This is a genomic window from Hafnia sp. CBA7124, from assembly GCF_002355555.1.
In the GTDB taxonomy this organism is placed as follows: Bacteria; Pseudomonadota; Gammaproteobacteria; order Enterobacterales; family Enterobacteriaceae; genus Hafnia; species Hafnia alvei.
Genome location: NZ_AP017469.1, coordinates 2,372,879 through 2,386,688 on the forward strand (window position 1 = coordinate 2,372,879; position 13,810 = coordinate 2,386,688).

Below are 13,810 nucleotides of genomic sequence, written 5' to 3' on the forward strand. Positions count from 1 at the left end.
GCGCTCGCCCAGAGATAACTCACGAAAGGGCAAAAATTAACGCTTGTAGTCGACAGGAGATAACTCCCCTCTCTCTACATTATTATACGACCTGCGGATCTCGGTAAGCTGTTTACATACAATAAAAAAGTTTTTTTCATTCATCGGGCTAAAAAGGTAGTAGCCTTGCAGCGCTGGGCAACCAAACGCCTCTAACGCCTTAAACTGCTCTTCGGTTTCAACATGCTCTGCTATCACGTTCATATTCAACGCATTGGCGATCAAAATAAGGTGCTCTACCAACATACAGGCATCGGGGTTTTGCATGGCATGGATCAGCTCGCCGGGAATTTTGATCTGAGTTAACGGCAAATCAGCCAGCAAGGAAAGTAATTGATAGTTATCTCCAAAATGATCAACCGACAAACCACAACCTAACGCACGCAGTTTATGTAATTCCGTCATGACCAACGGATCGCTAAACAAATCATTATCCCCGAGTAGTTCAATGACTAATCTATTTGCTGGAATATCATAGCGCTGTAAAACATTACCAATCTGTTCACTGAATTCCGTCGTGTAAAGTTGAGCTAATGGCAAATTGAATGACAATATTAAATCAGGGGATATTTCACGATGAACACGCTGCAACAGTTGGCAGACATTATCAGCAATCCAAAGATTCAATGCATGCATCAAACCAAAACGTTCTAAGGAGTCCAAAAAATCATAGGGCAAAAGTGTCCCCTGCTGAGGATGGCGCCAACGCACTAAGGCCTCAGCACCTAATAAAGTGCCATTAATATTGCATTGTGCTTGGTAGTCTAAATAAAATTCATGCTCAGTGAAGGCCGATTGCAACGCTGTTTGCAATGCCATCTCTAATTCCAAAGGAGAAACACTCTGGTCTAAAACACCCAAAATATTATAGTGCTTATTATTCATTTTGTTATCTAATTATTAATAAAATGATGCTTGATTTAACTGCATTCAGATTAGAATTCGCTAATCTCAAAACACTTAAATTACAATCCTAAAGAAATAGTGAATATTCTTACAGCCTACCAGCGAGTTCGCACATTAAAATGGCGGCCTATAGCTACCAAACATCACATCCATCGTAAAATAACACATGTGTGTATACTCGATGGCACACTCGGCCATGACATCAAGAGATAAATTACACCAAGCAAAACGAGAAGATATCTCAATAAGTCTTAAATTTCAAAAAGATAAGCTTTATCGTAAAACTATTTTACATTATATTCTCTGAAGTGAGAAACATACAATTTAGCACTTTTGCCCTAATAAGCAAAATTTTTAGACCATGATATCGAACTAAGTCAAATTCTCAGCTCAAGATATTTATTAGCTTAATATTTATAGTCAAAAATGTTTCTTTGCGCCTCAGATTTTAAATCCATGTTCATCAGGACAATAACGGGAAAAATTTAATAGGAATAAGATTTATAACTGAGATTAATACATATGGACTTTGTGGTTTTTCCTAAAAAGAAATTTTAAAACCTCTTTAACTTTAATAAAGAGGTTTTAGATGATACAAAAATAAGTTTTATTCTGGGTGGGAATATTCGAGTTTTCCAGCTTTGCAATCAACGTTAACGGTATAGTTTTTGTCAACTTTTGTACCGCGTACGGTGAGCTTAAGCACCCAGTCACTCCCCTTTTGGGTAACCTGATCCTGATTCACCCACACCACTGGCGTACTCGTGCCCAACAGTGCTTTATCATCAGCCCAGCGCGGAATTCTATTTTGTAAGAAGTCGTTCTTCACCATCGTAGAAAGCTGAGTTGCTGTAGTTTGCTCACAGTTCGCAATGGTAACCACCCGCTGCTCACTTTGTTGAGCTTGAGCAACACCCGCTGAAAGCGCCAACGCTAATCCAGCCACACCTAACGTAATTTTGTTCATTTTCAATCCTCATTTAGCTTTGGCGCAGAGATCTTCCCTGCAGCCGATGGCTATTCCATGATATGAACGCACGCTCTGTGTGCCTGAACACGGCAAAGCGCGCTAACGTATGTGGAAACTAATCACATACAGTTCATTAAGCCCTGGATAAATCTCGCTGATAACCTGCTTCAGCTCGTCCAGTGTCATATTCTCTTGCGCCGCATGAAGCTCTGTCAGTTCACTCATCAACACAGGGGTGACACTCTCAACTTCGATCGTGCAAAAATAGACCCCGTCTTCATAGCGACTCACGCTGAGCAACTCTCCTTTCTCGAAGTGAGATTCGCTGCTATCACGGATCGTGATGGTTTTCTTACCTGACAAAATATCAGCTTCAAAACGACGGTAAAATGTTATCTCACGTTTCATTCTAGATCCAGAAAAGTAAATAATATGTGAACTAAAACACTAGGCGGCGTTATCAATCGCAACTTTTACCTTTTTAGGCGTATTTTTTTCTTCGTCGCCTGCCTTTAGCGATTCAAGAGAGTTACCACGCAACAGCAACGAAAGCTGATCTTTATGCTCTGCAAGGTAAAAACTGAGCGATTCCAAAACGCCGTCTTCTAAATCAACAGATGAATCCGCCAGCCACTCACTCAAATTGTCTGCCAGATCCAGCATCTTATCGTAAGCATCGGCTTCTTTTTTACTGGCAAAGGTCATTTTTTCTACTCCATCACGAACTACCACGTACTGAATTTCAACGCTCATAAACCACTCCGAAATACTGTATATAATATCAGTATATTTATTTTTATCTCTTTCTGCAAAATTGACAACGATTAAAAGTGACGTTTAGACATAAATGTTTAGAAATAGTAGAACATCGCCACTCGCTGAATAAGCCCTGCACTGCGTTCTTCCAGCAACGCGCGTTCTAAGAAAGGAAATTGCTCATCCCCCACCAGCGTAAAGCCGACTTTCTGATAGAAAGGCGCATTCCAAGGTAAATCGAGAAACGTAGTCAGTCCTACCCCGCTAAAACCACGCTGGCGGGCTGCAACTAAAGCGTGATCAACCAGATAGTGCCCTATTCCGCGCTGGCTGAATGCGGGTAGCACATTCACCTCAGCTAAATGAGCAAATTCACCGATAACCTCGAGCATGGCAAAACCAATAGGTTTCTCATTGCGGATGGCTACCCATAGGTTTTGCGCCTGGTGTGCCTGCAATAAGCGCTCAGCAGATAGCGTAGCATTGCGTAAAGATTCTGGGAGTCTGTCTGCGGGAAACTGTGCGGCGGCGAGGCGTTCCACTTCGGCTAACATCGTGAGATGCTGCAGTTCTGCGTACTGGAACGTTATGTTTTCATTAGTCATTGCTTGGTTCTATCCATTCTGAGGCTAAAATGCAAAAAACCCGCACTCGGCGGGTTTTGTCAGCATGATAGTATCAGCTTAATTACAGCGCAATAACATCAGCCGCAGACGGGCCACGTGGGCTGTCCTGAATGGCGAATTCTACCTGCTGGCCTTCAGCCAGAGTTTTGAAGCCGTCACTCTTGATGGCAGAGAAATGGACGAATACATCTTTGGAACCATCAGCTGGAGTGATGAAGCCAAATCCTTTGCTTTCGTTGAACCATTTAACGTGACCAGTTTTCTTGCTCATTTAACTTTCCTTTACTTAAAATTACTTGCCGTTAGGCATGGTAGACCCGTTTACTAACATAACCTAGACGAATCGTATCCTAACGCTCGGTTAATTAAACGCCCATTTAAGAATAGGCAGAAATATAAGCCGAATCATTAAGCAAACAAAAACGATATGATTACATCAGCATTTCAGGCGTCAGTATTAACGCATAGTTTCATGCTCAGCGCAAATATTTCGTGGGTGATAGCCTTGTTTATAAATACTGTACGTACAGTCTGTTATAATTCTATATATTGACAAATATTAGTCGATACAATAATCAGCAACTAAAAAATAAATTGTTAATAATCAACAGAGTAAAAAAACACACCGTACTTACATTATTTTTTATTAATACGCAAAAACATTCATAAATAAAATAGCGACGTACATCACAAATATAACTTTGATGTCGATAAAACAAACGAACAAGGCTTTGAATAACAGACTGAAATAAACAGCGCGTCGCTGTCATCTTTTTATTACACGAATATATAATGAACACAGGATCCGCAATCGACACTGCGGACCCCTTCATTATCAGCGAGGAACACGAATTCCACCTTCCACACCTTTAGGGCTTAGAAGGACTTGCCAGAGTTGGATGTTTCTTGCTCTAAATGCTCCTGCACACGCATTAAGATAATAAGTGAACATCCGATAGAAACGATCGCTATAGTTGTCTTTAATTTCCGGCCAGCTTTTCTGGAATGCCTCAAACCAAGCCATCAATGTACGGTCATAATCGACGCCAAAATTATGCCAATCCTCCAGCACGAACAAATCCTCACTGTTCGAAGCAATATGTGCCACCGACGGTAAACAGCCATTCGGGAAGATGTACTTATTGATCCATGGGTCGACGTTCAGGTCAGTCTGATTAGAACCGATGGTGTGGAGCAAGAAAAGCCCATCTGGTTTTAGATTGCGCGCAGCCACTTCGAAATAGGTACGGTAATTTTTTGGTCCCACGTGCTCAAACATTCCAACAGAAGCAATACGGTCAAATTTTTCGTTTAAGTCTCGGTAGTCTTGTAGCAAAATCTCGACATCTAAGCCTGCACAACGTTCTTGCGCCATTTTTTGCTGCTCAGCAGAAATCGTCACTCCTTTCACCGACACACCGTACTCTTTCGCCGCGAACTGTGACAATCCTCCCCAGCCACAGCCAATGTCCAGTAAGGTCATTCCCGGCTTCAGTTGCAGTTTTTCACAGATCATCCGCAATTTTGCCTGCTGAGCCTGCTCCAGCGTTTCTGCATCTTTCCAGTAAGCGCAAGAATATTGCATATACGGATCGAGCATTCTGCTAAACAGGTCGTTACCCAGATCGTAGTGCTCTTTCCCCACGATCCATGCACGTTTCCGAGTCTGATAATTAAAAATGCGAGCTGAAGCAATTCGTACAATATCACTGAAATGTTTCGGCAAATGCTCATCAAGTTCAGCGGCTAAAATGTGTTGGAAAAAGATATCTAAACGATCACACTCCCACCAACCGTCCATATAGCTCTCGCCAAGCCCCAACGATCCCTCTTGCAACACGCGATGAAAGAACTCGGGGTTTTTGACGCGAATATCCTGCGGTCGAGTCCCATTGATAGTAATTCCGGCCTGGCTTAGCATTTCCTCTGCAATTCTGTACCAATTGTCTTCTTTTAATTCTGTCTCAACAACACACGTCGAACTCATGGTTCACTTTCTCCCCTATACCGCGCTAACCCTCCAGCTGCACGGCTATTGCTGTTTTAATTATTCAAAATTCAGTACCCAACAGGGATTCACCCTCGCCGATAGCTGTATTTATCATACAATAGATTTATCATATAAATGAAATTTAACTTAATCAACCTGTGATAAGCCGATTGAACTGAGCAACGTATTTTTTTGTCTGTTGTCTGCATCCAACCGAAACTCATATATAAATATAATTAACATCCTAAATAAATAATTAGCAACACATGTTATTTCCCCCCTGTTTGACTGACCTATCGTATTCTTCAGTCCTGAGTGAAATTGGCAGCTCAACCTTATTTTCATGGTGCAAATTAAATCGAATTACTGACACGCAAACGTTTTCGTATATACTGCAACCGATTTTTTGCAAGCTCATAGGATGTTGATTATGTTGTCGATTGGAACTGCGCTCCGCCCACACGCCACTCGCGTCATGCTTTTAGGGTCCGGTGAATTAGGTAAAGAAGTGGCTATCGAATGCCAACGTTTAGGCATTGAAGTTATCGCCGTCGACCGCTATGCCGATGCGCCCGCCATGCAGGTTGCCCACCGTAGCTATGTGATAAACATGCTAGACGCTGAGGCCCTTAAAGAGCTGGTCGAGCGTGAACGCCCAGATTTTATCGTGCCAGAAATTGAAGCTATCGCCACATCGATGCTGGTTGCGTTGGAAAACGACGGACAAAAGGTCGTCCCATGTGCACGGGCGACCCAGCTCACCATGAACCGCGAAGGCATCCGTCGTCTGGCCGCTGAAACACTAGAGTTGCCCACCTCTCCTTACCGTTTTGCCGAAACAGAGGAAGAATTCAACGCAGCTACGCAAGAAATTGGTCTGCCGTGCATTATCAAACCTGTGATGAGCTCATCCGGCAAAGGCCAAAGCTTGATTCGCCATGCCGATGAAATGACTAGCGCGTGGCAATATGCCCAGTCTGGTGGCCGTTCGGGTCAAGGGAAAGTGATTGTTGAAGGTCTGGTGAAATTTGATTTTGAGATCACCTTACTCACCATTAATGCCTGTGATGGATTACATTTCTGTGCGCCAATTGGTCATCGACAACAAGACGGCGACTACCGCGAATCATGGCAGCCTCAGGCGATGAGCGACAACGCACTCGCGAAGGCTCAGGAGATCGCGGGTAAAGTCGTCACGGCTCTGGGGGGCTATGGACTATTTGGCGTTGAGCTATTTGTTTGTGGCGACGATGTCATTTTCAGCGAAGTATCTCCACGCCCACACGATACTGGCATGGTGACGCTGATTTCTCAGGATCTGTCAGAGTTTGCACTGCACGTTCGTGCGTTTCTTGGTTTACCTATCGGTCATATTCGCCAATTTGGTCCCAGCGCCTCTGCGGTGATCCTGCCACGTTTGCACAGCAACGATGTCGTCTTCAAAAACGTGAAACAGGCACTGAAGCCACAAACGCAGTTAAGATTGTTTGGCAAACCAGAAATCGATGGCACCCGCCGTTTAGGCGTTGCGTTAGCGTATGAAGAGACGATTGATAAAGCGATTGCGCTTGCCAAGCAAGTCAGCGGTTGTGTGGTAGTGAAAGGATAAAACATCGGGCGCGGAAACGTCTCCGCGCCGCTTCATTACAGATTATTCTTCATTTTGTTTGTCGATTTGTTTTTCGTTTTCGTTTTCATCTTCATCATCAAATAAGACTTGGATGTGTCCGCCGGTGTGGTTAGCACGAATTTCCGCCGCGACCAGAGCAATAGCTTCGCCGCTGCTCATGCCCTGCTCCATCAGTTTGTGAATGCGATCGGCAGCCTCTTGCTGTTCTGTATGTGATAACGCTGGCATTCCGCTGTTCATCAATAACTCCTGCTGCTGAATGGTTATACGGGGGCAAGAGTATAGCCGCAAACCACGCACAAGCCTAGATAATGCAAGGGCATTTATCCGCTAATCTTGCCTGCAATTTATGGTAGTCTTATCTTTGTCATATCAACATCGACGTTGAACCAAAATATCTGCATACCTATAAAAGTGATCTCTCGTCCATGACTGCCATAACCTCTTCACCTGCTGCACTGTCGCGTATTGATTTAGACTATACACCGGATGCCCTGCTGCATTATTTTGCTCCGCTCGTGCAACAACCTTGGGCAATGCTGCTGTATTCCGGCGGCGCTAATCATCACCATAATCGGTTTGATATTTTAGTCGCCCAGCCTTTGCTCACCCTAACCACCCGAGGGCAACAAACCGCCATCGCAGAAAACGGCCATGTTCGTTATAGCGAGCAAGATCCGCTGCGCTTGGTTCAAGCAGAATTATCGCGTCTGCTTCCAACGATGTCAGAACAAGCCGACACCCCGTTTTGCGGCGGTGCCGTCGGTCTATGGGGCTACGATCTTGGGCGACGCTTTGAAACCCTGCCTGAACAGGCCGATGCTGATTTATCAACACCTGATATGGCGGTGGGAATTTATGATTGGGCATTGGTTGCGGACCACCGATTAAAGCGCTTAACCTTAATCGTGCACGGCAATGCCCAAGCACGCCTTGCGTGGTTGAGCTCTCAGGTCAAAACGCCGCAGCCTTCTCGTTTCCGGTTAACGTCATCTTGGCAAGCCAATTTAACCCAGGAAGAATATAGCCAGCGATTTGCCCGCATTCATGATTATCTACATGCGGGTGACTGCTATCAGATTAATTTGACCCAACGCTTCAGCGCGAGCTACCAAGGTGATGAGTGGCAGGCCTTTTTACGTTTGAATGAGCACAACAAAGCACCGTTTTCGGCGTTTGTGCGCTTACCTGAAAGCGCCATTTTGAGCGTGTCACCTGAGCGTTTTTTGCAGCTTGAGCAGAAAAATATCTCAACGCGCCCCATTAAAGGTACGCTGCCGCGCTTAGCCGACCCTATTGCCGATAAATTACAGGCTAAAAAGCTGGCGAGCTCTCGTAAGGATCAGGCTGAAAACCTGATGATTGTCGATCTCATGCGCAATGATGTCGGACGCGTCGCTCAGGCAGGCAGCGTGCGCGTTCCCGAGCTGTTTGTTGTGGAACCCTTCCCTGCGGTACATCATCTGGTGAGCACGATCACCGCAACGCTGCCGAATAACCTTGATGCAACCGATCTGCTGCGCGCGTGTTTCCCCGGAGGATCAATCACCGGAGCACCTAAAATTCGCGCCATGCAGATTATTGAAGAATTGGAGCCTCAGCGGCGTAATGTCTACTGCGGCAGTATTGGCTACATGAGCTGCTGTGGAAATATGGATACCAGTATCACCATACGTACTTTGTTAGCGGAGAATGGCAAAATACATTGCTGGGCGGGCGGTGGCATTGTCGCTGACAGTCAGGTCGATGCGGAATACCAAGAAACTTTCGACAAAGTTGGGAAAATATTGCCGATCCTTGGCGACGTCGAGGTGTCAGCATGATGCGGCTTTCTCCTGAACTCAGCGAATTTGTGGCGCGCTTTCAGCTGCAGGCCCCTATCCAAACGAACGAAGGCCATAATCTGCGCCAAGCCGCGGTTCTGATCCCCATCGTTAATCGCCCACAGCCGACGCTGTTGTTAACTCAGCGTTCAAGCCATCTACGTAAACATGCCGGGCAGGTTGCTTTTCCGGGAGGTGCCGCTGATGTAACCGACGGTTCTTTGATTGCGACGGCGTTACGCGAGGCTCAGGAAGAGATCGCGCTCCCTGCCGAGAGCGTTCACATTATCGGACAGCTACCGGCGGTAGACAGCATCACTGGCTTTCGGGTGACTCCCGTGGTTGGACTTTTGCCTCCCAGTATCACCCCTATCGCCAGTGAAGACGAAGTTGCTGCCGTTTTCGAAATGCCGCTGCGGGAAGCGCTCGCCCTTTCTCGCTATCATCCGCTAGATATCCACCGCGGCGAACATCGCCATCGAGTCTATCTGTCTTGGTATGAGCATTTCTTTGTTTGGGGTATGACGGCCGCCATTATTCGCCGACTGGCTCAGCAAATCCACGTTTAGCCAGCCCTACTAATCATCAAACAAACTAATCCGATATCTCAACAATAGGGTTAGTTTATTCCCTCATCGAGATGGATTAGAGATTCCTCGATCCCTATCACTCTCTTTTTTCTGTTATCCGCTAAAGTAAACCCTATAAACCTTGGTAAATACGGGTAAATTCGTGGCCCGTTACTTGATTTATCTGGCATATGTCGCAATATCATAGATAAGCCACTATGAATTAGCCTGTTTGTAGTGACAGATATTTCCGTCAGATTATCTTTTCACAGGTAGGGAAATGCCGATCAAGCGCCGGTTATTTGTCGCATAAATCGGTGTACAGACCTCACCCGATGTAGGGTTAATCGATTTTTTTGCGTTTGTTGTAGATAAATTGAAGGATTGCACGTGCGTCACCCGTTAAGTTCGGCTATTGTTGGCGCGCTTTAGTCATGGCGTGAGCAACATGCGAATTCTTACATTAAATTTTATAATGTGAAACTGCTTCCACGGCAGCAAGCGCATTGAACGTTAGAGCAAACAGCACCAGAAAAAACACCACGGACTAACGGTGGCAAATCCGTTTTCCGCAGTCTAATAACTTTTATATAAAGACAGTATTTCACGAAGCACGATTATATGTTTCTGAAAGCAATGTCTACTAAGGAGTCCCAACGTGATTAGCGTTTTCGACATGTTTAAGATCGGTATCGGCCCTTCCAGTTCACATACCGTGGGCCCGATGAAAGCCGGCAAACAGTTTGTCGACGATCTGATTGATAAAGGGTTGCTACCTTCTGTCACGCGCATTTCCGTCGATGTTTATGGTTCTCTCTCCCTCACTGGTAAAGGCCATCACACTGATATTGCTATCATCATGGGACTCGCAGGCAACATGCCTGATACCGTGGATATCGATGCAATTCCGGGTTTTATTCGCGACGTAGAGCAACGTCAGCGCCTGCTGTTGGCTCATGGCCAGCATGAGGTTGATTTTCCTCGCGAAGGCGGGATGAACTTCCGTAGCGATAACCTATCGCTGCATGAAAACGGCATGCAAATCCATGCATTTGCGGGCGAAAAATTGCTGTATAGCAAAACTTATTATTCTATCGGCGGCGGCTTCATCGTTGACGAAGAGCACTTTGGTAAAGATAGCGCGGGCGGCGTGACTGTGCCTTACCCGTTCCACTCCGCGCAAGAGCTGCTGGATCATTGCAAAGAGACAGGGCTGTCTATCAGCGGTCTCGTTATGCAAAACGAACTCGCGCTGCATACCAAAGATGAAGTTTATGCCTATTTTGGCGACGTTTGGGCAACCATGCAGGCCTGTATCGACCGTGGTCTAAATACTGAAGGTCTTCTACCTGGCCCACTGCGTGTACCGCGTCGTGCATCGGCGTTACGCCGTATGCTCGTCACCACCGACAAATACGACAAAGATCCGATGACGGTGATCGACTGGGTGAACATGTTTGCCTTAGCGGTTAACGAAGAAAACGCCGCCGGTGGCCGTGTCGTAACTGCGCCTACCAATGGCGCCTGTGGCATTGTTCCTGCCGTACTGGCCTACTATGACCACTTCATAGAGCCCGTCACACCAGACGTTTTCGTGCGCTACTTCTTGGCGTCCGGCGCTGTAGGTGCTCTGTACAAAATGAATGCCTCCATCTCCGGTGCTGAAGTCGGTTGTCAGGGTGAAGTCGGTGTAGCCTGTTCGATGGCCGCAGCGGGTCTGACAGAATTGATGGGCGGTAGCCCTGAGCAAGTGTGTATCGCGGCAGAAATTGGCATGGAGCATAATCTGGGCCTAACCTGTGACCCGGTTGCGGGTCAGGTACAAGTGCCTTGCATTGAACGTAATGCCATTGCGTCGGTGAAAGCCATCAACTCTTCACGTATGGCGCTGCAACGTACCTCAGAACCGCGTGTTTCGTTGGATAAAGTCATCGAAACCATGTACGAAACCGGTAAAGATATGAACGCGAAATATCGTGAAACTTCGCGTGGCGGCTTGGCGATTAAAGTTCAGTGTGATTAAGCCGTAGCTAAATTCGCGCAATAGCTAAAGTCATTTTAGATTGCGTTGATAAGCCTAAAGCCCTAAGCGTGCTATCAGTCAAACTGATAACGGCTTGGGGCTTTTTCATTCCCTACAAACAATTACTGCGCAAACTCTTGCCAAAATGCCTCCGGCGTCAAACCACCCAGTTTTTTCTGTGACCAGCGTTGATTATACTGTTCGCATATCTGCTGTAGATAATCATCAAGGCCAATATCCCCGACAGCAGGAATGAGCTCACTTAAGAAACACTCTAGTCGTAGCGTAATATCAGCGGTGTCGCTTGCTCTTAGCGTCAATGGTAACCCATGTTCAGCGCTCCATTGCTGTAATGGATGATCGGGTGACAATTCATTACCAAATAGCTTCTTATTTTCAGTCTCAACAGATTGTATAGCAGCCGGTGTGATTTTCATCATCGCCTCCAGCCAATGTACCACCAGCGTTGGAGATGCCCCTGCGTAAGCACGTGCGGCCATCCAGCCGCTCACCTCTTCTTGCGCCCACAGGATATGATGTTCGCCGCCGTCTTCAGGGAGCAAACTCACGCGCTGATAAAATAAACGTAGTTTTCCCACGTTCATTCCGGCCTTTACCGCTTTTTTGCCGCGCAGCTCTCGCGCCTCTAGCACGTTCATATGTGCCAATTCTGCACGCCGCATATAGCGGTCTAAACCCGCACGTGAAACACTTTGCTGCATCCCTGAATTAACCAACGTAACCAGCTCGTCGAGAGGGATCATCAGCTTTTGTCTCAGCCAGTTGATCAGCATGCTTTGCTCTGGTCTCAATACCTTGTGCACATTCTTCGGTGCCGTATGTTGATCGGCAACGCTTTGCCGCTGCCGCCAGCGACGCACCGTTGCAACCGAAATGCCGAGCTCTTGCGCTAGCACCCTATCGCTCTTATCAGACTGTTGGATATACCGCCGAACTCTGGGCGTGGTTGTCGCGTTAGCGTGTAGCTTAATTTCCATTTCAGATCTCCTTGAATGATCGAATTAATGATATCCAATCATGTGAGACTTGTTTGTTGTAACCGTCACATTGTGAACTAACGCAACTTTATCATCACCTCATTCACACATAATCGCCGCATTAAGATCCCGTTACTTCATCATTAAAAAGCAATTTACGGAGTTCTCTATGAGCAACGTTTTAGGATTTCTTGAGGCGAAACTGATGCCGCTGGCGGCTAAAGCTGCACAGCAGCGGCATCTGTGTGCAATACGTGGCGCTTACGTTTCATTTATGCCATTTATCATTGTCGGCTCCGTTTTACTGATCATTTCGTCATTTCCAAGCCAAAGCTATCAACAGTTTATGGCCGGCATGTTTGGCGCAACGTGGAGCAACATCGTTGAAATCCCGTTTAACGCCGTCTTCTCGACCATGTCGCTGTTCATCAGTTTTCTGGTCGCTTATCGGCTCGCGGAGCACTATGAAGAAGATCGCGTATCCTGCGGCATTTTAGCTCTGGTATCTTTCCTCATCCTGACGCCATTCATTAAGGTAGAGGCGCTCGGCAATATTACTGTGGTTCCCACTGAATGGATCGGCAGTAAAGGGCTGTTTGTCGCCATGATCGGTTCACTGCTATGGACCGAGCTATTTTGCTTCTTAAAGCGCAAAAAACTGGTTATCAAAATGCCGGAAGGTGTACCACCGGCGGTACAAGAATCTTTTGCGGCGTTGATACCGGCGCTGGTCGTGATCGTTCTGGTATTAGCCATTCGCATCCTTTTCGAACATACACACTACGAAACCATTCATCAGTTCATCTATCAAGTGGTTGCCACACCGGTGCGACATTTTGGTACCTCTTATATTGGTGCGCTGCTGACGGTGTTATCGATCACCATTCTATGGTCGGTGGGGATTAACTCCGGTTCAATGGTGAACGGCATTATTCGTCCACTATGGATGGAAAACCAAACCGACAACATCGCAGCCATTCAGGCAGGTGTCACACCACCGCACATTATCACCGAGCAATTTTTCGATATGGTCTGGATGGGCGGCGCAGGGGCTACGCTCTCGCTCGTGATTGCCATGCTCTTTTTCGCCCGCAGCAAAAGTATGCGTGAGGTTGCTCGATTAGGCGCTGGTGCCTCGGTATTTAACATCAATGAACCGATCCTGTTTGGCCTGCCTATCATCATGAACCCGATCATGCTGATCCCGTTTAACTTGGTTCCCTTGGTTCTGGTGACCGTTCAATACATCGCCATGAAAATCGGCATGGTTGCCGTTACCACCGGCGTGTTTATTCCTTGGACTCTACCGCCGGTCATCAGCGGGTTTATCGTCACCGGTCATATCAGCGGCAGCTTGATGCAAATCGTCAACCTGCTGATTGGGGCCATGCTGTATCTGCCCTTCCTACGCATTCTGGATAAACAATATTGCGTTGCAGAAAAACAATAGATTATGTCTGTTATACAAAGAATTAGGAGC

The 13,810-nt window shown here is 46.4% G+C and carries 14 protein-coding genes; 5 read left to right on the forward strand and 9 right to left on the reverse strand.

All coding sequences use genetic code 11. The annotated features are described in order from the left end of the window. Positions 1-36: 36 nt before the first annotated feature. From CPY98_RS10915 to cfa, 7 genes are all read right to left on the reverse strand, one after another. The gene (locus CPY98_RS10915; protein ID WP_096387670.1) at positions 37-924 is read right to left on the reverse strand and encodes an EAL domain-containing protein; all 888 of its coding nucleotides are present in this window, start codon (positions 922-924) and stop codon (positions 37-39) included. Between the two features lie 628 nt (positions 925-1,552). After that, positions 1,553-1,912, reverse strand: coding sequence for a protein YebF (yebF, locus tag CPY98_RS10920; RefSeq protein ID WP_025796788.1), 360 nt, complete (start codon positions 1,910-1,912; stop codon positions 1,553-1,555). Positions 1,913-2,014: 102 nt separating this feature from the next. Then, entirely contained in the window at positions 2,015-2,323 is a 309-nt protein-coding gene (gene yqfB, locus CPY98_RS10925; protein ID WP_040044868.1) for a N(4)-acetylcytidine aminohydrolase, read from the reverse strand. Between the two features lie 39 nt (positions 2,324-2,362). Further along, positions 2,363-2,668 (reverse strand): YebG family protein, encoded by a 306-nt coding sequence (locus CPY98_RS10930; RefSeq protein WP_043493310.1) that lies wholly within the window; start codon positions 2,666-2,668, stop codon positions 2,363-2,365. A gap of 98 nt (positions 2,669-2,766) precedes the next feature. Continuing rightward, positions 2,767-3,276: a GNAT family N-acetyltransferase gene (locus CPY98_RS10935; RefSeq protein WP_063587047.1), complete on the reverse strand. Its 510-nt coding sequence runs from the start codon at positions 3,274-3,276 to the stop codon at positions 2,767-2,769. Between the two features lie 82 nt (positions 3,277-3,358). After that, the gene (gene cspE / locus CPY98_RS10940) at positions 3,359-3,568 is read right to left on the reverse strand and encodes a transcription antiterminator/RNA stability regulator CspE (protein ID WP_004094959.1); all 210 of its coding nucleotides are present in this window, start codon (positions 3,566-3,568) and stop codon (positions 3,359-3,361) included. A 564-nt stretch (positions 3,569-4,132) separates the two neighbouring features. After that, a complete protein-coding gene (gene cfa / locus CPY98_RS10945; protein ID WP_025796797.1) occupies positions 4,133-5,284 on the reverse strand; it encodes a cyclopropane fatty acyl phospholipid synthase in 1,152 nt (383 codons plus the stop codon). A gap of 433 nt (positions 5,285-5,717) precedes the next feature. On the opposite strand from cfa, the gene purT reads away from it, so the two are divergent. After that, on the forward strand, positions 5,718-6,896 hold the full coding sequence (purT, locus tag CPY98_RS10950) for a formate-dependent phosphoribosylglycinamide formyltransferase (RefSeq protein ID WP_096387672.1): 1,179 nt from the start codon (positions 5,718-5,720) through the stop codon (positions 6,894-6,896). A 42-nt stretch (positions 6,897-6,938) separates the two neighbouring features. Here purT and CPY98_RS10955 read toward each other — a convergent pair whose 3' ends face one another. Continuing rightward, the gene (locus CPY98_RS10955) at positions 6,939-7,157 is read right to left on the reverse strand and encodes a YoaH family protein (RefSeq protein WP_025796801.1); all 219 of its coding nucleotides are present in this window, start codon (positions 7,155-7,157) and stop codon (positions 6,939-6,941) included. Positions 7,158-7,345: 188 nt separating this feature from the next. On the opposite strand from CPY98_RS10955, the gene pabB reads away from it, so the two are divergent. The 3 genes from pabB (at position 7,346) to sdaA (ending at position 11,332) form a co-directional block, all read left to right on the forward strand. Then, positions 7,346-8,740, forward strand: a complete 1,395-nt coding sequence (gene pabB, locus CPY98_RS10960) for an aminodeoxychorismate synthase component 1 (protein ID WP_096387674.1) — start codon at positions 7,346-7,348, stop codon at positions 8,738-8,740. Further along, positions 8,737-9,309 (forward strand): CoA pyrophosphatase, encoded by a 573-nt coding sequence (locus CPY98_RS10965; protein ID WP_043493316.1) that lies wholly within the window; start codon positions 8,737-8,739, stop codon positions 9,307-9,309. Before pabB ends, CPY98_RS10965 begins: the two co-directional genes overlap by 4 nt. Positions 9,310-9,967: 658 nt before the next feature. Beyond that, a complete protein-coding gene (sdaA, locus tag CPY98_RS10970; protein WP_025796805.1) occupies positions 9,968-11,332 on the forward strand; it encodes an L-serine ammonia-lyase in 1,365 nt (454 codons plus the stop codon). Positions 11,333-11,454: 122 nt separating this feature from the next. Here sdaA and CPY98_RS10975 read toward each other — a convergent pair whose 3' ends face one another. Continuing rightward, positions 11,455-12,330 carry a hypothetical protein gene (locus tag CPY98_RS10975; RefSeq protein WP_096387676.1) on the reverse strand — a complete coding sequence of 292 codons (876 nt, stop codon included), beginning with the start codon at positions 12,328-12,330 and terminating at the stop codon, positions 11,455-11,457. Between the two features lie 169 nt (positions 12,331-12,499). Here CPY98_RS10975 and celB point away from each other — a divergent pair, with 169 nt between their 5' ends. After that, positions 12,500-13,780 (forward strand): PTS cellobiose transporter subunit IIC, encoded by a 1,281-nt coding sequence (gene celB / locus CPY98_RS10980; RefSeq protein ID WP_096387678.1) that lies wholly within the window; start codon positions 12,500-12,502, stop codon positions 13,778-13,780. Positions 13,781-13,810 lie beyond the last annotated feature (30 nt).